The following is a 16,665-nucleotide window of genomic DNA, read 5'->3' on the forward strand; positions in this document are numbered from 1 at the left end:
CCCGCCGCTTGGCACGGGAGGTCCTACTTGTCCCCCGTCCGAGGCTCAACTTCACAGTGAACTTCACGGAAAGCGCTCGCGCCGCCAGGAGGGAGAAATTCCCTGGCTCGTCCCGCAATGGACTGCTAGGCATGAGCCCATGACGACTGAGGCGAGGCGCGGCGAAACCCCGGCGGCGGACGGTATGCGGGTGCTGCGGCGCGACGAGTGGGACGAGTGGTACGGCACCCTCCTCCGCGCCTTCGGCGGGGTCGAGGAGCCTGCCGAGGAGCGGGAGCTGTTCAGGGCGCTCACCCCGTACGAGCGCTCCCTCGGGGTGTGGGACGGCGGCGCGTGCGTGGCGACGGCCGGGGCGTACGACTTCCGGCTGACCGTGCCCGGCGGGGCCTCGGTGCCGGCGGCGGGCGTGACGATGGTCGGTGTGAGCGCGACGCACCGGCGGCGCGGGCTGCTGACGTCGATGATGCGGCGGCAGCTGGACGACGTGCGAGCCTGGGGCGAGGCGGTCGCCGTCCTCACGGCCTCGGAGCCCGCGATCTACGGGCGGTTCGGGTACGGGGCGGCGAGCTTCGGACTGCACGCCGAGATCGACACCGGCCGGGTAGGACTGTCCGTCCCGGCCGGTACGGACGACGTACGGCTGCGGTACGTCGATCCCGGCGTGGAGCTGGACGTGTGCGAGGCGGTGTACGCGCGGACCGTGCCCCGGCGGGCCGGGATGCTCGCGCGGCAGCCCGGGTGGGAGCGGCTGGCGCTGCTCGATCCGGAGAGCGGGCGGGGCGGGGCGTCGCCGCTGCAGTGCGTGCTCGCCGAGCGGGACGGCGAGGTCACCGGGTACGCCCGCTTCCGGATACGGCCGGAGTGGCGGGACAGCGGGCACAACGGGCAGGTGCTGCTCCAGGATCTGGCGGGGCTCGATCCCGTGTCGGAGGCGGCGCTGTGGCGGTTCCTGTTCGGGATCGACCTCACGACCTCGCTGAAGGTGCGGGGGCGGCCGCTGGACGAGGGGTGGCAGCATCTCGTCTCCGACATCCGGCGGTGCGAGCTGCGGGTGCGGGACTCGTTGTATGTGCGGCTGGTGGAGGTGGGCGCGGCGCTGGAGGCGCGGACGTATCAGGCGCCGGTGGATGTGGTGCTGGAGGTCGAGGACGCCTTCTGCCCCTGGAACTCGGGGCGCTGGCGGCTGTCGGGGGACGCCAAGGGCGCGGTGTGCGGGCGTACGTCCGACGCCGCCGATCTCGCTCTGTCCGTACGGGAGTTGGGGGCGGCGTATCTCGGCGGGGTGAGCCTCGGGGCGCTCGGGGCGGCCGGGCGGGTACGGGAGCTGCGGCGGGGGGCGCTTCGCGATGCGGCCGTGGGGTTCGGGGCGGGTGCGGCGCCTTGGCTGCCGCACGGGTTCTGAGCGGGCGCCGTACCTGGTCTCAGTGACGTCAGTTCTGCTGGCAGGTCGGGCACCAGAAGAGGTTGCGGGCGGCCAGGTCGGCGGTGCGGACGGTGTCGCCGCAGAGGTGGCAGGGCTGGTGGGTGCGCCGGTAGACGTACACCTCGCCGCCGTGGTCGTCGACGCGGGGCGGGCGGCCCATCGCCTCCGGGGTGTGCTCCGGGCGGACCGTGTCGATGCGGTTGTTGCGGACGCCCTCGCGCATGAGGGCGACGAGATCGGTCCAGATCGCGTCCCACTCGGCGGGGGTGACGGTCCTGCCCGCGCGGTACGGGTCGATGCCGTGCCGGAAGAGGACTTCGGCGCGGTAGACGTTGCCGACGCCGGCGATGATCTTCTGGTCCAGGAGGAGGGCGGCGATCGTCGTACGGCTGCGGGAGATCCGCCGGTACGCCCTGAGCGGTTCGGCGTCCTCGCGCAGGGGGTCGGGGCCCAGACGGTCGTGTATCGCCTGCTTCTCGGCGTCCGTGATGAGCGCGCAGGTCGTCGGACCGCGCAGATCGACGTACGACGTGGCGTTGGCGAGGCGCAGTCGGACAGTGTCCGTCGGCGGGGGCACGGGTGCGTCACCGAAGGCGACCTTGCCGAAGAGTCCGAGGTGGATGTGGACCCAGTCGGTGTCGCGGAAGCCGAGGAAGAGGTGCTTGCCGTGGGCCTCGGTGCGGGTGAGTTCCGCTCCGCTGAGGAGTTCGGCGGCGTCGGAGAACTTGCCCTGGGGGCTGGTCACGCGCGGTGCCGTGCCGGAGAAGCGGTCGGCGTAGTCCGACGCCAGCCGGTGGATGGTGTGCCCCTCTGGCACGGCGCGTGTTCCTTCCAGCCCCCGGGGGGCGGTCAGTCCTGCTGCGGGTGGTGCGCGGGAATGGCCGGCAGGTCACCCGTCGTCTCGTAGTCCGCGAGCATGTCGATGCGGCGGATGTGCCGTTCGTCCTCGGAGAACGGGGTGGCCAGGAAGGTCTCGACGAACTTCGTCGCCTCGTCCTGGGTGTGCATACGGGCGCCGACCGCCACGACGTTGGCGTTGTTGTGCTGGCGGCCGAGGGACGCGGTCTCCTCGCTCCAGGCGAGGGCGGCACGGACGCCCTTCACCTTGTTCGCCGCGATCTGCTCGCCGTTGCCGGAGCCGCCGATCACGATGCCGAGGGAGTCGGGGTCCGCGGCCGTCTTCTCCGCGGCGCGGAGGCAGAAGGGCGGGTAGTCGTCCTGGGCGTCGTAGATGTGCGGGCCGCAGTCGACCGGGTCGTGACCCGCCGCCTTGAGCCATTCGACGAGGTGGTTCTTGAGTTCGAAGCCGGCATGGTCCGAGCCGAGATACACGCGCATGGGATGAGTGTGACACGGGTGTTGCCGGGTAGCAGCGCCGGGTGCCGCGTCCGAAAACTGTGAGCAATGCTACAGAAGCTCAGGAAAACCTCAAGTAACGATATGGAATCAAAGGTTCCCGAATCCATTCACCTCGGATTCACTGGACCGGCTCGTACGCCCCCCAACCCCCTCGTACGCCCCCCACCCCCACGATTCACCTGATTCCGCCGCTTCCCCCGTATTCCGCTGTTTCCCCGTTTCCCTCCACGCGGCGCAAAGGAAGGCCGTCCCCATGACTTCGCAGCCGACCCTCACCCAGGCCGACCGCGGCCCCGGAGGTCCCGGAGAACCCGGTCCCGGACTTCAGGCAGGGCTCAAGAACCGGCATCTGTCGATGATCGCCATCGGCGGCGTCATCGGCGCCGGACTGTTCGTCGGTTCCAGTTCCGGAATCGCCACCGCCGGACCCGGCATCCTCCTCTCCTACGCCCTCGTCGGCACGCTCGTGGTGCTGGTGATGCGGATGCTCGGGGAGATGTCCGCGGCCAACCCGACCTCCGGTTCGTTCTCCGCGCACGCCGACCGTGCGCTCGGACGCTGGGCCGGGTTCTCCATCGGCTGGCTGTACTGGTTCTTCTGGGTCGTCGTGCTCGCCGTGGAGGCCACGGCCGGCGCCAAGATCCTCGAAGGGTGGATCCCCGCCGTCCCGCAGTGGGGGTGGGCGCTCATCGTGATGGTGGTGCTGACCGCCACCAACCTCGTCTCCGTCGGGTCCTACGGCGAGTTCGAGTTCTGGTTCGCCGGGATCAAGGTCGTCGCGATCGGCGCGTTCATCATCATCGGCGGTCTCGCCGTCTTCGGCGTGCTGCCCGGTGTCGACAGCGACAAGGCGGGCCTCGGCAACCTCACGGACCACGGCGGTTTCCTGCCCAACGGGCCCGGCGCCATCCTCACCGGCGTGCTGCTCGTCGTCTTCTCCTTCATGGGCAGCGAGATCGCCACCCTCGCGGCCGGCGAGTCCGAGAACCCGCAGCGGGCCGTGACCAAGTCCACGAACAGCATCATCTGGCGGATCGGCGTCTTCTACCTCGGGTCGATCTTCGTCGTCGTCACGCTGCTGCCCTGGGACGACGCGTCCATCAAGGAGCAGGGCTCCTATGTCGCCGCCCTCGACTCCCTCGGGATCGCGCACGCCGGTCAGATCATGAACTTCATCGTGCTGACGTCCGTGCTGTCCTGTCTCAACTCCGGCCTCTACACGGCCTCCCGCATGGCCTTCTCGCTCGGTGAGCGGGGCGACGCGCCGAAGGTCTTCGCCCGGACGACGAACCGTGGCGTTCCCCTCGCGGCGATCGTCGCCTCCGTGGTGTTCGGTTTCGTCGCCGTCTTCTTCAACTACCGGTTCCCGGACTCGGTCTTCTTGTTCCTCGTGAACTCCAGCGGGGCCGTGGCCCTGTTCGTCTGGCTCGTGATCTGCTTCTCGCAGCTGCGGATGCGGAAGATCATCCAGGCCGAGGCGCCGGAGAAGCTGGTCGTGAAGATGTGGCTGTACCCGTACCTGACCTGGGCGACGGCCGCGCTGATCGTCTTCGTGCTCGGTTACATGCTGACCGACACGGAGGGAGAGAGCAGCGGGCGGACGACCGTGCTGCTGTCGTTGCTCGTCGCGGCGGTCGTGGTCCTCGTCGCCTTCGTGAAGGAGTGGGACAGGCGGCAGGGTCGGCGGTCCTCCGCCATCGGCACGGGCGAGGCCATGGCCCAGGCCCAGGACAAGGCCCAGGACAAGGACAAGGACAAGGTCGAGTAGCTCTCCGGAGCCGATGTGAAAGGGGTCCGCCGCAGCGGGCCCCTTTCGTGCTTCTCCCCTGCCCACGCTGTCACATCACGCCTTCCTCGCTGAGGTGGTGCGAACGTGTGTGCCTGTGATTGCTGGTCGGGGTGGTGGCTGTGGGATCGGGGTGCGTTTGTGCGGCTGTCGTACGTATGGTCCTGGCGGCGGAGTGGGACCGATGCCGCTGGGTGTGGAACGAATGCGTCGCCAAGTCCAGGGCCGTGCATCTGCACAACCAGGCGAGCTGCGAGCGGGCCACGTGCGGGCCGGCGCAGCTCGACAGGATGCTGACCGAAGCCCGGAAGACGACGCCGTGGCTGCGTGAGGGCTCGTCGGTTGTTCAGCAGCAGGTCATCCGTGACTTCGGCCGTTCCCGAACCAAGGCGCAGACGGACATCCGCGAGCGCCTGCCCATGGCGCGCCGGGCGGGGATGCCGAAGTGGAAGACCAAACGCGAGGCACTGCCGACCCTCAACTACACGAAACGCGGGTTCCGGTTGAAGGACGGCCGGCTGCACCTGGCCGGGGGCATCGTGGTGACGGTGGTGTGGTCGCGGGAACTGCCGACCGAGCCGTCCTCGGTACGCCTCTACCAGGACAGCCTCGGACACTGGTACTGCTCGTTCGTCGTGCCCGCCCAGGTCCAGCTCCTGCCGGAGACCGGCCGGGTGCTCGGTGTCGACTGGGGCGTCAAGGAGACCGCGACCACCACGTCCGACGCGCACGACCTGCCCCATGCCGGGCACGGCCAGAAGGCACAGGCGAAGCTGACCCGGTACGACCGGATGATGGCCCGCCGCAAGCCGAAGAAGGGACAGCCGGCAACGAAGGGCTACCGCTATGCGAAGAAGCTGCGGGCGAAGGCGCATAAAAAGGTCGCGAGGCAGCGTGAGGACACCGGCCGCAAGTGGGCCAAGAAGGTGGTCCGCGACCACGACTCCATCGCGGTCGAGGACTTCCGCCCGAAGTTCCTCGCCAAGACCACCATGGCCCGCAAGGCCGCTGACGCCGCCATCGGCGCGGTCAAGGCCGCTCTGATCGAGATGGGCCGCAAGCACGGGCGGAACATCCGCCTGGTACATCCTGCGCACACCACAATGGACTGCGCGCGCTGCGATGCGAGAGCCAAGCATCGCCTGCCGCTCGGTGAGCGCACCTACACCTGCACCGCGTGCGGAGCCGTGTCCCCCAGGGACAAGAACTCCGCCCGCGTGATGCTCGTCCGGGCTGGTCTCAACCCGGCTGGCGCCGATGGCGGAAGACCTCCCGGAGCGCTGCTCCAGGAGGCGGCCTGAGCCAGGAATCCCCTCCCCCTCAGGGAGGGGGAGGATTCAAGGTGAAGCTGTCCTTGACCTTCTCGTACGTCTTCAGGGCCGTCGTCTCGGTCTCGGGCTGGTACCAGGTGTTGATCTGGTAGGACTTCCCGCTGTCGTCGAAGCCGAGGAGCCGGGCGTGCCAGGGGGTGCCCTGGAGGGTGAAGGTGTACTCCCAGACGACCGCCGGCCTGCCTCGGAACGTCGTCTCCTCCAGGCGGATCTTGCGGTAGTCCTGGCCCTGGTGGGCGTTGTGTTCGGAGGTCCGCCAGGTGTCCATGAGGTCGCCGCGGGCCAGGGAGGACTTGGCGACGAGTTCCTGGGTGCCGTCGGGGGACGTGTAGTGCACCTCGGCGCCCGTCTTGACGTCCCGCCGCCAGCCCCTGGGCGTCGCCCAGGCGAACCCACCGGCTTCCTGATGCGCGCCCGGGGGCAGGCTCGGCGGCCTGAAGGTCCCCTCGACCGTCGGTGAGGACAAAGGGGTCGAAGAGGTCGAAGGGGTGGGGGCAGGGGTGGTGGCGGCCTTCGCTGTGGCGGGGGACGGAATCGGCGAGGAGCCGCCGGCCTGGTCGCCGCCGTCGTGCGAGCCGGGGGCCGACGTCAGCACGATCGCGACGACCGCGCCCACGGCGACGACCCCGACGGCGGCCAGCACACCGGCACGGCGGCCCGTGAGGAACGGCGCGCGGTGACCCGGGCGGCGGCTGCCCCTGCGGCGCCGGGCCCCGGACGGGACGGGCGGGCCGGGCAGTTCACCGCCCGGCGGTATCTCGCGCCGCCGGGTCTCCGCGTCCGGACGGACTTGTGCGTGCGGGTCCGCGTGCGCGTCCGTGTACGGGTGGGCGCGCGGCACGGGGCCGGCCTGCCGGGCGGGGGCGCCGTCCGGTCCCGGCCTGCTTTCCGTCAGCGCGTCGGCTCGGACTAGGGAGACCCCCGGGCGCGGGCGCGGTGACGGCGAAGGTGAAGGTGACGGCGAAGGTGCCGGTGGCAGTGACGGGCTGGGAGAGGGGGGCTCCGAGCCGGACTCCGAACGCAGCTCCGAGGCCGCCTCGGTGGAAGCTTCGGAAGGCTCGGGAGAGGCGGGAGAGGCGGCAGGGGTGGGAGGAGTGGATGCGACGGGCGGTTGGGGCGGAGCTGGTGGGGCCGTACCCCCGACCCTCTCAGGCCCGGGACGCGCGTCCTCGGGTCGCTCCGCATCGGGTTGCCTCGGTTCCGGTCGCCTGGGATCACGGGGGTCGGGCGGCCTGGTTCCCGCTCCGTCCACTGTCAGTGTCGATGTGGGAGGGGGGTGGGCGATGGGGGCGAGGGTCGACTCCAGGTCGGTGAGGGCCGCGCGGACCGTGGGTTCCTTTTCCAGGAGGGAGGCGAGAACGTCACGCAACGGCCCTGCGTTGGAGGGGAGTTGGGGATCCTCGTAGAGGACGGCGTGCAGGGTCGCCAGCGTGGTGTCGCGGGAGAAGGGCGAGTGGCCGGCCAGGGCGGCGCAGAGCGTGGCGCCCAGGGACCACACGTCGGACGGCGGGCCCTGCGGGCGGCCCGAGATGCGTTCGGGAGCCATGTAGTCGGGGGAGCCGACCAGCATGCCGACCATGGTCAACGCCTTGGCGTCCTGGATCGCGGCGATGCCGAAGTCGGTGAGGACGATGCGCCGTTCGCCCCGCTCCCTGCTCCCCGCTTCCTCCACCAGGACGTTGCCCGGTTTGATGTCGCGGTGCAGGACCCCCCTCGCGTGGACCTGGCGCAGGGCCGTGACCAGGCCGAGGCCGATGCGGGCGGTCTCGGCCGGGCCCAGTGGTCCTTCCTCTGCCATGATCCGCTCCAGGGAACGGCCGGCCACCAACTCCATGACGATCCAGAGGCGTTCCCCCTCGTCCACGACGTCGTAGACGCGCACCACGTTGGGATGGTCGATGCGGGCGGTGGCCCTGGCCTCGCGCAGGGTGCGTTCACGGCGGGTGCGGGTGTCCTCCGGGTCGAGGCCGTCGATGCGCATTTCCTTCACCGCGACCTGCCGGTCGAGTACCTCGTCGGCGGCTCGCCACACCCGCCCCATTCCCCCCTGGCCGATACTCTCGACCAGCCGATAGCGCCCCGTCACCAGCAACCCCGGAAAACCGCCGTTCCCCGAGTTCTCCGGATTCCCTGTGTTTCCCGAATTTCCCGGCAATCCGCTGCACCCCCTCGACTGCTCTGCATTGCCCGGCCCCTGAAACACAATAGTCACACTTAGTGCCGTACCAGCATAGTGCGGAGAAATCTTGTGGTACCTCTTCAAGTACTGCGAATTCAGGCGCAGCCAAGGGGGACGAACATGAGTTCTCGTCGTGCGACGACCATCGCCGGATCGCTGGTCATGGCATCTTTCTCGGCAGTGTTGATCCTTTCCCTTCCTGCCGGGGCGGACGACCAGGGACCCGGCAGCAGCAAGGGGGGAAAGCCCGTCGACGAGGCGCCCGCGGGCGTGAAGACGACGACACTGCTGCCGGAGCGGATCTCGGTCGACAACAGTTCCAGGAAAACGGCGATCACCGCCACGGTGAAGAACGAGGGGACCAAGGACAGCGGACAGATAAGGCTTTTGGTCGTCGGGTTCGACGGGCTCGCGGTCAAAAGCGTTCAGGGATGTTCCGCGATAGCGGAGAAAGATCTCCCGGAAGGATCCAACAGCGGTTTCTCCTGCCCCATCGACAATCTCGCGGCCGGGGCGTCGAAGTCGTACGCCGTCGACGCGACCTTCGATCTGAGCAAGACCGGGAAGATCTGTCTGCCCGTCCAGAGCAGTGACGGGAAGAAGACGTTCTGGCAGCAGGGCCCGGTGCCGTTCGGTACGACGAACCCGTCGCCGAACGCGCCCGCCACCCCGCTGCTCCTCGGCACCGACAACACACCCGTGGCTCCCGGCGGCGACGAGCTGCCGAAGACCGGCGTCGGACGGGAGCTGCTGCCGCTCGGCGCGGCCGGAGCGATGCTGCTCGCGGCGGGCACGGCCGGCCTGTGGTGGTCCCGGCGGCGACCGGAGAGCTGAGCTCTCCCCGAGGAAGCAAGAGGCGGTGAACAAGCAAAGGGAGGAAGCAAGGGGACGGCACAACGATGACGGCCGGTCGACCGGGCCGTGCGCCAGGTCGACCGGCCGTCATCTTCAGCAACAGCCGGGCCGAGGTCCGTTGAAGTCCGTCACCGCTTGACGAGCTTCCAGGCCGTCGGCAGCAGACCCATCGCCAGGATCGCCTTGATCGCGTCGCCGATCAGGAACGGGGTGAGGCCGGCCGCGATCGCGGCGGCGGCGGAGATGCCGGCGGCGTAGGCCAGGTACGGCACGCCGACGGCGTAGATGATCGCCTCGCCCAGCAGCATCGCGCCGGCCGTGCGCAGCATGGAACGGTCGGCGCCGCGGCGGGCGAGGGCGCCCACGGCGGCGGACGCGAGGATCATGCCGAGGATGTAGCCGAAGGAGACGGAGACGCCGGAGGAGCCGTCGGCGAACCAGGGCACGCCGGCGAGACCGGCCAGCGCGTAGACGGCGAGGGCGGAGAACCCGCGGCGGGCGCCGAGGGACGTGCCGACGAGCAGCGCGGCGAAGGTCTGGCCGGTGACGGGGACCGGGGTGCCGGGCACCGGGACCGCGATCTGGGCGGCGAGACCGGTGAGCACGGCGCCTGCGAGGACGAGGGCGATGTCCCGGACGCGGGAGGCGGGGAGCAGGTCGGCGAGGACCTGCCCGGGGCGGCCGGGGGCGGCGGCGGTGCTGCTCATGGGGACTCCGCGGGATCGGGGTGGAGCGGGACACGGTGACGCTATCCCAGGGGCATGCGGCCGCTCACCGTCAGTAGTCGACAAACGGGCGTTCGGGAGCTTGGTGGGCTCCGGACAAAGCGTGGGCGTTACACGCGGTTCGAGGTGACCCTGGTCACTGAGGTGGGGTGGCTCGGGATACGGAAGCGCCGTGAGCGGCCTCTGTAGGGTCTCGCCAATCGGGCACGACCGAGCGGCGGCCGTCTCGCCCGTCGGTCGCCGTCTGGGCAGGGGCTGGTCCGATTTGCTAGCTTCGAGCCATGGTTGCCCAGGCCCAGGCCCTGAACTTCTCGTCGCGTCGCCATGTCGACCTGCGGCGCGTGAGCGCTGCCGCCTGTCGCCCTCCGGTGTGAGGCGGGCGGAGCCGATCATCCGGCGCGCCGCGCTCCACAGACGGCGCAGTGTCGGACCGGCTCCCGACTTCCGAGGAAGTTCCCCATGCCCCGTACCGCGGCACCACCCCTGCCTGTCTCCTCCGTTCCCCGGCTCGCCGACAGCGACCGGCGGCGCACCAGCGCCAGCGTGATTCTGCGGTCCGTGCTGGAGCACGGGCCGGTCGCGCGCTCCACCATCGCCCGGCTGACCGGGCTGTCCCCCGCCTCCGTCACCGAGCACTGCGCCCGCCTCACCGGGCTCGGCCTGATCCGGGAGGCGGCCGTGCCCCTGCGCCGCAACGGGGTGGGCCGGCCGCACGTTCCGGTGGATCTGGACGACTCGCGGTTCCTGGTGGGCGGGGTGCATGTGGCGGTGCCGTACACGACCGTCGCGCTGCTGGATCTGCGGGGACGGGTGGTGGCGCGGCGGGAGTTGAAGCATCGCGGTCTCGATCCGGGTGCGGTGCTGACGCGGGCCGGCGACGGGCTCGGTGCACTGCTGGACGAGGTCCCGGGCTGCCGGGTCCTCGGGGTGGGGGTCGCCGTGGGCGGCTGGGTGGACCGGGACTCGGGGGTCGTCGTCGAGCATCCGCTGCTGGGCTGGCGGGATGTGCCGGTGCGGGAGGCGGTCGGTGTGCGCACCGGGCTGCCGGTCCATGTGGACGGGCACGCACGGGCGTTGGTCAACGCGGAGCGGTTGTTCGGGCGGGCGCGCGGCAGCCGCAGTGTGCTGCAGCTGTTCGTGGGGAACGTGGTCGACGCGGCGTTCGCCACCCATGACGAGGTGCATCACGGGCCGCGTTCGCAGGCGGGCGCGATCGCGCATCTGCCGTTGGCCGGCGGCACGGAGCGCTGCGACTGCGGTCGGGTCGGCTGCCTCCAGGCGGAGCTGAGCGAGCGGACGCTGTGCCGGCGGGCCCGCGAGGCGGGGGTGATCGACGGGGTGAACCCGATGCATGTCCTCGCCGCGGCGGATGGCGGAAACCCGGTGGCCGTACGGCTGTTGCGGGAGCGGGCGCGGATGGTGGGGCGGGCGGCCGGGCTGCTGCTGGACGTGCTCAATCCGGAGCGGGTCGTCGTCGCCGAGGTGGGGGTGCTGTTCCGGGAGGACTGCCTGGCCGCGCTGCGGGAGGAGGTCGGGGCGGGGCGGGGCGCCGCGGTCTCGCGGAGCAGTTTCCCGGAGTCCGTGCTCGCCGTGGCGGGCGGGGCGGTGGCGCTGGACGTGCTCTACCGGGATCCGCTGGCCTCGGCGCCGAGCATCTCACCCGAGCCGAGTTAATTCAGAAACTCCGAATGTTGACAGGCCCCGCACGAGAACAGGAACATCGTTCCATGAGCTGTCGCACTCTCTGTTGCTGACGCCCCGGTGCGCCGGGAGCGCGCCCCTTCTCCTGCATCTCCTGCTTCTCGCGTCTTTCCCTGTGTGAATTCCTCGTGAATTCCTTTTCTCGGGCCCTGTCGTGCCCGGAATTCCGCCTGCCTTTTTCGCTGCTTTCCCTTGGGGGTCCTCCCATGCCTTCGTCCTATGACCGGCGTCTCTTCCTCGCTTCTCTGCTCGGCGCCGCCGCCGGTGTCGCGGGGCTCAGCGGCTGCGCCGAGAGCAGTGCCGCCACCGGTGACGAGGGGGCCTCGGCGGCGCCGCTCGCCGCCAAGGTGCCGGCCGGCACCAGCCTGAAGGTCGCCTCCTACCAGAATGTCCAGCAGTTGCAGTTCAAGCTGGCGAAACTGCCCGGGCTGCCGTTCACGGTGTCGAGTTGGGTGAACATCGGGGCGGGTCCCGATGTCATCAACGCCTTTCGCTCGAAGTCCCTGGACCTCGCCAACAACGCGGGTATTCCGCCGATCCAGGCGCATTACCAGGGCTTCGACGCGAAGATCGTCGCGATCGATCTCACACGAAAGCCGAACTATCTCTTCGCCACCAAGCCCGGCAGCGACATCCGCACCGTCGAGGACTTCCGGGGCAGGAAGCTGGCGTTCTCGCAGGGGCAGGCGCAGGGCGTCGTCCTGCTGCGGGCGCTGAAGAAGGCGGGCCTGACGTACGACGACGTGAAGCTGGTGCCGTTGACCAGCAACCAGTTCCTCACGGCCCTGCAGTCGGGCCAGGTCGACATCGCCCCGCTCGCCAACCAGCAGGCCCCGGCCTATCTCAAGCAGTACGGGCACAAGGGGGCCCACGCGATCACCACCGACGTCGTCGACCTGCTCAACCTGCTGTGGGCGCCGGTGTCCGTGCTGAACGACAGGGCGAAGGCGGCCGCGGTCGCCGCGTACATCCCGCAGTGGGCGCAGGGTCAGGTGTGGCAGTTCGAGAACCCGGACGTCTGGAACGAGGAGTTCTACGTCAAGACGCAGAACCTGACCCTCGACCAGGCCAGGTCGATCACCGCCCTCGCCAACAAGCCGCTGTTCCCGCCGAGTTGGGACGAGGCGATCGCATGGGAGCAGGAGACCGCGGACCTGCTCGCCCAGGGCGGCTTCGTGAAGAAGTTCGACGTCTCCTCGCTCTTCGACCACCGCTTCGAGGGCATCGCCGCGAAGTCCGTGACCGCCGAGTACCGGAAGTGACGGCCATGACCACGACCGTGACCACGACCGGGACGACGACGGGGAGCACGACGGGGGCCACGGCTGGGACCGCCGCACCCGACGTCACCGCTGACGACCGTTCTCGTGCCCGTCGCCGCCGGCGCCGCGGGCTCGCCCCCGGCAAACGGCTGCCCGCCGCCCGCCTCGCCGGACCCCTGCTCCTGATCGGGGTGTGGGCCGTCGCGTCGGCCGCCGGCCGGCTGGACCCCGGGGCGATCCCCGCGCCCTGGACGGTGGTGCGGACCGGCGCGCGGCTGTGGACCGACGGGACGCTGCCCACCGACATCCTCACCTCGCTGGAGCGCGCCGGATACGGCTTCGCGATCGGTCTGGTCGCCGGGGTGGCGCTCGCGCTGGCGTCCGGGCTGACCCGGACGGGGGAGGCGCTGATCGACGGAACGGTGCAGCTCAACCGGGCGATCCCGACGCTCGGCCTGATCCCGCTGTTCATCCTCTGGCTGGGCATCGGCGAGACCTTCAAGATCGCGATCATCGCCATCGTCGTCTACGTCCCGATCTACCTCAACACCCATGCCGCGCTGTCCGGCATCGACCACCGGTTCGTCGAACTCGCCGAGGTGCAGGGCCTGTCGAAGGTGCGGTTCATCCGGCAGATCGTGATCCCGGGCGCCCTGCCCGGATTCTTCGTGGGACTCCGGCTCGGAGTGACCGGCTCCTGGCTCGGTCTGGTGGTCCTGGAGCAGATCAACGCCACCAGCGGCCTCGGCTATCTGATGTTCCAGGCCCAGAACTACGGCCAGTCGGACGTCATCCTCGTCGGCCTCCTCATCTACGGCGTCTTCGGTCTCGTCTCCGACAGCGCGGTCCGTCTCATCGAAAGGAGGGCACTGTCATGGCGCCGCACGCTGAGCAGCTGACCCGCCCCGCCGCCGTCCAACTGCGCGGCCTGACGCGGTCGTTCGACGGACGGACGGTCCTCGACGGCGTCGACCTCGACATCCCCGACGGACAGTTCGTGGCGCTCCTCGGGCACAGCGGGTCCGGCAAGAGCACCCTGCTGCGGGCCGTCGCCCAGCTCGACCACGAGGTCGTCGGCAGCGGTGCGCTCACCGCGCCGGAGCGGGTGTCGGTCGTCTTCCAGGACTCCCGGCTGCTGCCCTGGCGGCGGGTGCTGGACAACGTACTGCTCGGGCTGGACGGCAAGGACGCCGAGCAGAAGGGACGTGCGGCCCTCGCCGAAGTGGGGCTGGCGGGCCGTGAGCGGGCCTGGCCGGGCGAGCTGTCCGGCGGTGAGGCGCAGCGTGCCGCGCTCGCCCGCTCACTGGTTCGCGAGCCCGAACTCCTTCTCGCCGACGAGCCGTTCGGGGCGCTGGACGCGCTGACCCGGATCAGGATGCACGGGCTGCTGCGCGAGCTGTGGGAGCGGCATCGGCCCTCGGTGCTGCTGGTCACGCACGACGTGGATGAGGCGATCGTGCTCGCGGACCGGGTGCTCGTCCTCGAGGAGGGGCGCATCGGCCTCGACCTCGCCGTCGACCGTCCGCACCCGCGCTCGTACCGGGATCCGCTGCTCGGCGAGTACCGCCAGCGGCTGCTCGGCGCGTTGGGCGTGACGGAGGACGTCGGGTGAACGCCGGCTCCCCTCATGCGGAAAACACTCCAAGGCCCTTCCAAAGGCCCCTCCAATAAACCCGCCAAAGGACCCTGATATGACCCGGCAGCTCCATCTCAACGCCTTCCTCATGAACACCGGCCACCACGAGGCGTCCTGGCGGCTCCCGGAGAGCGACCCGTACGCGCACGTCGAGCTGGACCACTACGTCCACCTGGCCCGGATCGCCGAACGCGGCACCTTCGACTCGCTCTTCCTCGCCGACGGCCCGCAACTGTGGGGCAACCTCGCGCAGCGCCCCGCCGGCGCCCTGGAGCCGCTCACCCTGCTCACCGCGCTGGCGACGGCGACCCGGCACATCGGTCTCATCGCCACCGCGTCGACCTCCTACAACTCGCCCTACAACCTGGCCCGTAAGTTCGCCTCCCTCGACATCATCAGCGGCGGCCGGGCGGGCTGGAACATCGTCACGACGGCCGGGGCGGAGGCCGCCCGCAACTTCGGTCTGGACGCCGAGCCCGCGCACGCCGAGCGGTACGCCCGTGCCGCCGAGTTCCTCGACGTGTCGCTGAAGCTGTGGGACAGCTGGGAGGACGACGCGATCGTCGCCGACAAGGCGTCCGGGGTCTGGGGCGACGACGCCAAGATCCATCCGCCCCGGCACCGGGGGACGTACTTCAGCGTCGAGGGCGCCCTCAACGTCCCGCGCTCACCGCAGGGTTACCCGCTGCTGGTGCAGGCGGGATCGTCCGAGGACGGCAAGGCGTTCGCCGCTCGGTACGCCGAGGCGGTGTTCACCGCGCAGCAGACGCTCGCCGACGCGCAGGCCTTCTACGCCGACATCAAGGCACGTACGGCAGCGGCCGGCCGCGATCCCGAGCACCTCAAGGTGCTGCCCGGCATCGTCCCGGTGCTCGGCTCCACTGAGGCCGAGGCGCGGGCCGCCGAGCAGGTGCTTGAGGATCACCTCGTGCACCGGCACGGGGTCGCCAACCTGGAGCGGCTGCTTCAACTTCCGGAGGGTTCTCTGGAGTTGGACGGCGAACTGCCGGCCGAGCTGCCCTCCGAGGACGCCGTCGAGGGCGCCAAGAGCCGTTACACCCTTGTGGTGGAGCTCGCCCGGCGCGAGCGGCTCACCGTCCGGCAGCTGATCGGGCGGCTCGGCGGCGGGCGCGGGCACCTCACCTTCGCGGGCACGCCCGAGCAGGTCGCCGACAAGATCCAGACCTGGTTCACCCAGGGCGCCGCCGACGGCTTCAACATCATGCCCGCCGTCCTGCCCTCGGGCCTCGACGCCTTCGTCGACCACGTCGTGCCGCTCCTGCGCGCCCGCGGCCTGCTGCGCGGCGAGTACGGCCCGCGCACGACCCTGCGCGAGAGATACGGCCTCCCGCGCCCCGCCAACCAGTACGTGCACGCTCCCGCACCCGCCCTGGTCTGAACCTCGTCCGACCCTCGTCCGCCCGTAGTCCGACCTCCTTCGACCTCCTTCGACCTCCTTCGAAAGGACCCTCCCATGAGCATCGAGATCCACAAGGTCACCGCGAACATCGGCGCCCACGTCTTCGGCGTCGACATCGCCAAGCCCCTCGACGAAGAGACGCACACCGCCCTGCGCGAGGCGCTCAACGTCCACAAGGCCCTGGTCTTCGACGACGTGAACCTGGACGACGAGGGCCAGCAGGCCTTCGTCCGCCACTTCGGCGACCTCACCACAGCCCACCCGACCGTGCCGGCCGTCGACGGCGCCCCGAACGTGCTGCCCGTCGACAGCGAGCGCGGCCGCGCCGCCAACCACTGGCACACGGACGTCACCTTCGTCCTCAACCCGCCGCAGGCCAGCACCCTGCGCAGCCTGGTCCTCCCGCCGTACGGCGGCGAGACCCTGATCACCAGCTCGGCGGCCGCCTACCGCCAGCTGCCGGAGCCGCTCAGGCAGCTCGCCGACACCCTGTGGGCCGAGCACACCAACGACTACGACTACGCGGTGCCGCAGGAGACGGTCGACGAGGAGCAGGCCGCCGCGCGCGCCCAGTTCACCTCGATCAAGTACCGCACGGTCCACCCGGTGGTCCGCGTGCACCCGCTGACCGGCGAACGCGGCCTGTTCATCGGCGGGTTCGCGCAGCGCATCGTGGGCCTTTCGCCGGCCGAGTCCCGCAAGATCCTCGATCTGCTCCAGTCGTACGTCACCCGGCCGGAGAACATCCTGCGCCACCGCTGGTCGCAGAACCAGCTCGTCCTGTTCGACAACCGCATCACCCAGCACTACGCGGTCGACAACTACGACGGCCGCCCCCGTCGGCTGCACCGGGTGACGGTCGCCGGCGACATCCCGGTCGGCATCGACGGCAAGGAGAGCTACGCGATCGAGGGCGACGCGGCGCACTACACGTCCGTAGCCGCCTAGCCACGCTCCGCAGGGGGTTTCCCCCCTTCCCCTCGGGGGG

The 16,665-nt window shown here is 70.3% G+C and carries 15 protein-coding genes; 11 read left to right on the forward strand and 4 right to left on the reverse strand.

Going from position 1 to position 16,665, the window contains the following annotated elements:
* The first annotated feature begins 139 nt into the window (after positions 1 to 139).
* A complete protein-coding gene (locus ACZ5SK_RS39230) occupies positions 140 to 1,402 on the forward strand; it encodes a GNAT family N-acetyltransferase (protein ID WP_334579861.1) in 1,263 nt (420 codons plus the stop codon).
* A 28-nt stretch (positions 1,403 to 1,430) separates the two neighbouring features.
* Here ACZ5SK_RS39230 and ACZ5SK_RS39235 read toward each other — a convergent pair whose 3' ends face one another.
* Positions 1,431 to 2,240 carry an Fpg/Nei family DNA glycosylase gene (locus tag ACZ5SK_RS39235; protein WP_334579860.1) on the reverse strand — a complete coding sequence of 270 codons (810 nt, stop codon included), beginning with the start codon at positions 2,238 to 2,240 and terminating at the stop codon, positions 1,431 to 1,433.
* Between the two features lie 32 nt (positions 2,241 to 2,272).
* Complete coding sequence (locus ACZ5SK_RS39240; RefSeq protein WP_079662244.1) at positions 2,273 to 2,761, reverse strand: ribose-5-phosphate isomerase; 489 nt, start codon at positions 2,759 to 2,761, stop codon at positions 2,273 to 2,275.
* A gap of 274 nt (positions 2,762 to 3,035) precedes the next feature.
* Between ACZ5SK_RS39240 and ACZ5SK_RS39245 the strand changes: the two genes are divergently transcribed.
* Entirely contained in the window at positions 3,036 to 4,550 is a 1,515-nt protein-coding gene (locus ACZ5SK_RS39245) for an amino acid permease (protein ID WP_334579859.1), read from the forward strand.
* 176 nt (positions 4,551 to 4,726) lie between these two features.
* Positions 4,727 to 5,869 (forward strand): RNA-guided endonuclease InsQ/TnpB family protein, encoded by a 1,143-nt coding sequence (locus ACZ5SK_RS39250; protein ID WP_443041284.1) that lies wholly within the window; start codon positions 4,727 to 4,729, stop codon positions 5,867 to 5,869.
* 19 nt (positions 5,870 to 5,888) lie between these two features.
* On the opposite strand, the gene ACZ5SK_RS39255 is transcribed toward ACZ5SK_RS39250, so the two are convergent.
* The gene (locus ACZ5SK_RS39255; protein ID WP_334579856.1) at positions 5,889 to 7,985 is read right to left on the reverse strand and encodes a serine/threonine-protein kinase; all 2,097 of its coding nucleotides are present in this window, start codon (positions 7,983 to 7,985) and stop codon (positions 5,889 to 5,891) included.
* A gap of 213 nt (positions 7,986 to 8,198) precedes the next feature.
* Between ACZ5SK_RS39255 and ACZ5SK_RS39260 the strand changes: the two genes are divergently transcribed.
* The gene (locus ACZ5SK_RS39260; protein WP_334579854.1) at positions 8,199 to 8,912 is read left to right on the forward strand and encodes an LPXTG cell wall anchor domain-containing protein; all 714 of its coding nucleotides are present in this window, start codon (positions 8,199 to 8,201) and stop codon (positions 8,910 to 8,912) included.
* Between the two features lie 149 nt (positions 8,913 to 9,061).
* On the opposite strand, the gene ACZ5SK_RS39265 is transcribed toward ACZ5SK_RS39260, so the two are convergent.
* Entirely contained in the window at positions 9,062 to 9,640 is a 579-nt protein-coding gene (locus tag ACZ5SK_RS39265; RefSeq protein WP_334579853.1) for a biotin transporter BioY, read from the reverse strand.
* A gap of 299 nt (positions 9,641 to 9,939) precedes the next feature.
* Here ACZ5SK_RS39265 and ACZ5SK_RS39270 point away from each other — a divergent pair, with 299 nt between their 5' ends.
* The 7 genes from ACZ5SK_RS39270 to ACZ5SK_RS39300 all read left to right on the forward strand — a co-directional run bounded on the left by ACZ5SK_RS39270 (position 9,940) and on the right by ACZ5SK_RS39300 (position 16,625).
* Entirely contained in the window at positions 9,940 to 10,032 is a 93-nt protein-coding gene (locus ACZ5SK_RS39270; protein ID WP_359160048.1) for a putative leader peptide, read from the forward strand.
* Between the two features lie 85 nt (positions 10,033 to 10,117).
* Positions 10,118 to 11,332 carry an ROK family transcriptional regulator gene (locus ACZ5SK_RS39275; protein ID WP_334579851.1) on the forward strand — a complete coding sequence of 405 codons (1,215 nt, stop codon included), beginning with the start codon at positions 10,118 to 10,120 and terminating at the stop codon, positions 11,330 to 11,332.
* 233 nt (positions 11,333 to 11,565) lie between these two features.
* Entirely contained in the window at positions 11,566 to 12,621 is a 1,056-nt protein-coding gene (locus tag ACZ5SK_RS39280; protein WP_334579850.1) for an ABC transporter substrate-binding protein, read from the forward strand.
* A 5-nt stretch (positions 12,622 to 12,626) separates the two neighbouring features.
* Positions 12,627 to 13,520 carry an ABC transporter permease gene (locus ACZ5SK_RS39285; RefSeq protein ID WP_457494371.1) on the forward strand — a complete coding sequence of 298 codons (894 nt, stop codon included), beginning with the start codon at positions 12,627 to 12,629 and terminating at the stop codon, positions 13,518 to 13,520.
* Entirely contained in the window at positions 13,496 to 14,233 is a 738-nt protein-coding gene (locus ACZ5SK_RS39290; RefSeq protein ID WP_457494372.1) for an ABC transporter ATP-binding protein, read from the forward strand. The genes ACZ5SK_RS39285 and ACZ5SK_RS39290 overlap by 25 nt, the downstream gene beginning before the upstream one ends.
* 79 nt (positions 14,234 to 14,312) lie before the next feature.
* Positions 14,313 to 15,656, forward strand: a complete 1,344-nt coding sequence (locus ACZ5SK_RS39295; RefSeq protein ID WP_334579847.1) for an LLM class flavin-dependent oxidoreductase — start codon at positions 14,313 to 14,315, stop codon at positions 15,654 to 15,656.
* A gap of 75 nt (positions 15,657 to 15,731) precedes the next feature.
* On the forward strand, positions 15,732 to 16,625 hold the full coding sequence (locus ACZ5SK_RS39300) for a TauD/TfdA dioxygenase family protein (RefSeq protein ID WP_334579846.1): 894 nt from the start codon (positions 15,732 to 15,734) through the stop codon (positions 16,623 to 16,625).
* Positions 16,626 to 16,665: the final 40 nt, after the last annotated feature.

The sequence above is a fragment of the Streptomyces sp. NPDC031474 genome, assembly GCF_055581185.1.

What these genes read in the sequence shown, in the direction of transcription:
- ACZ5SK_RS39230 (WP_334579861.1), top strand. Translation starts at nt 140, where the DNA reads ATGACGACTGAGGCGAGGCGCGGCGAAACCCCGGCGGCGGACGGTATG.
- ACZ5SK_RS39240 (WP_079662244.1), bottom strand. Translation starts at nt 2,761, where the DNA reads ATGCGCGTGTATCTCGGCTCGGACCATGCCGGCTTCGAACTCAAGAAC.
- ACZ5SK_RS39245 (WP_334579859.1), top strand. Translation starts at nt 3,036, where the DNA reads ATGACTTCGCAGCCGACCCTCACCCAGGCCGACCGCGGCCCCGGAGGT.
- ACZ5SK_RS39250 (WP_443041284.1), top strand. Translation starts at nt 4,727, where the DNA reads ATGGTCCTGGCGGCGGAGTGGGACCGATGCCGCTGGGTGTGGAACGAA.
- ACZ5SK_RS39260 (WP_334579854.1), top strand. Translation starts at nt 8,199, where the DNA reads ATGAGTTCTCGTCGTGCGACGACCATCGCCGGATCGCTGGTCATGGCA.
- ACZ5SK_RS39265 (WP_334579853.1), bottom strand. Translation starts at nt 9,640, where the DNA reads ATGAGCAGCACCGCCGCCGCCCCCGGCCGCCCCGGGCAGGTCCTCGCC.
- ACZ5SK_RS39270 (WP_359160048.1), top strand. Translation starts at nt 9,940, where the DNA reads ATGGTTGCCCAGGCCCAGGCCCTGAACTTCTCGTCGCGTCGCCATGTC.
- ACZ5SK_RS39275 (WP_334579851.1), top strand. Translation starts at nt 10,118, where the DNA reads ATGCCCCGTACCGCGGCACCACCCCTGCCTGTCTCCTCCGTTCCCCGG.
- ACZ5SK_RS39280 (WP_334579850.1), top strand. Translation starts at nt 11,566, where the DNA reads ATGCCTTCGTCCTATGACCGGCGTCTCTTCCTCGCTTCTCTGCTCGGC.
- ACZ5SK_RS39285 (WP_457494371.1), top strand. Translation starts at nt 12,627, where the DNA reads ATGACCACGACCGTGACCACGACCGGGACGACGACGGGGAGCACGACG.
- ACZ5SK_RS39290 (WP_457494372.1), top strand. Translation starts at nt 13,496, where the DNA reads ATGGCGCCGCACGCTGAGCAGCTGACCCGCCCCGCCGCCGTCCAACTG.
- ACZ5SK_RS39295 (WP_334579847.1), top strand. Translation starts at nt 14,313, where the DNA reads ATGACCCGGCAGCTCCATCTCAACGCCTTCCTCATGAACACCGGCCAC.
- ACZ5SK_RS39300 (WP_334579846.1), top strand. Translation starts at nt 15,732, where the DNA reads ATGAGCATCGAGATCCACAAGGTCACCGCGAACATCGGCGCCCACGTC.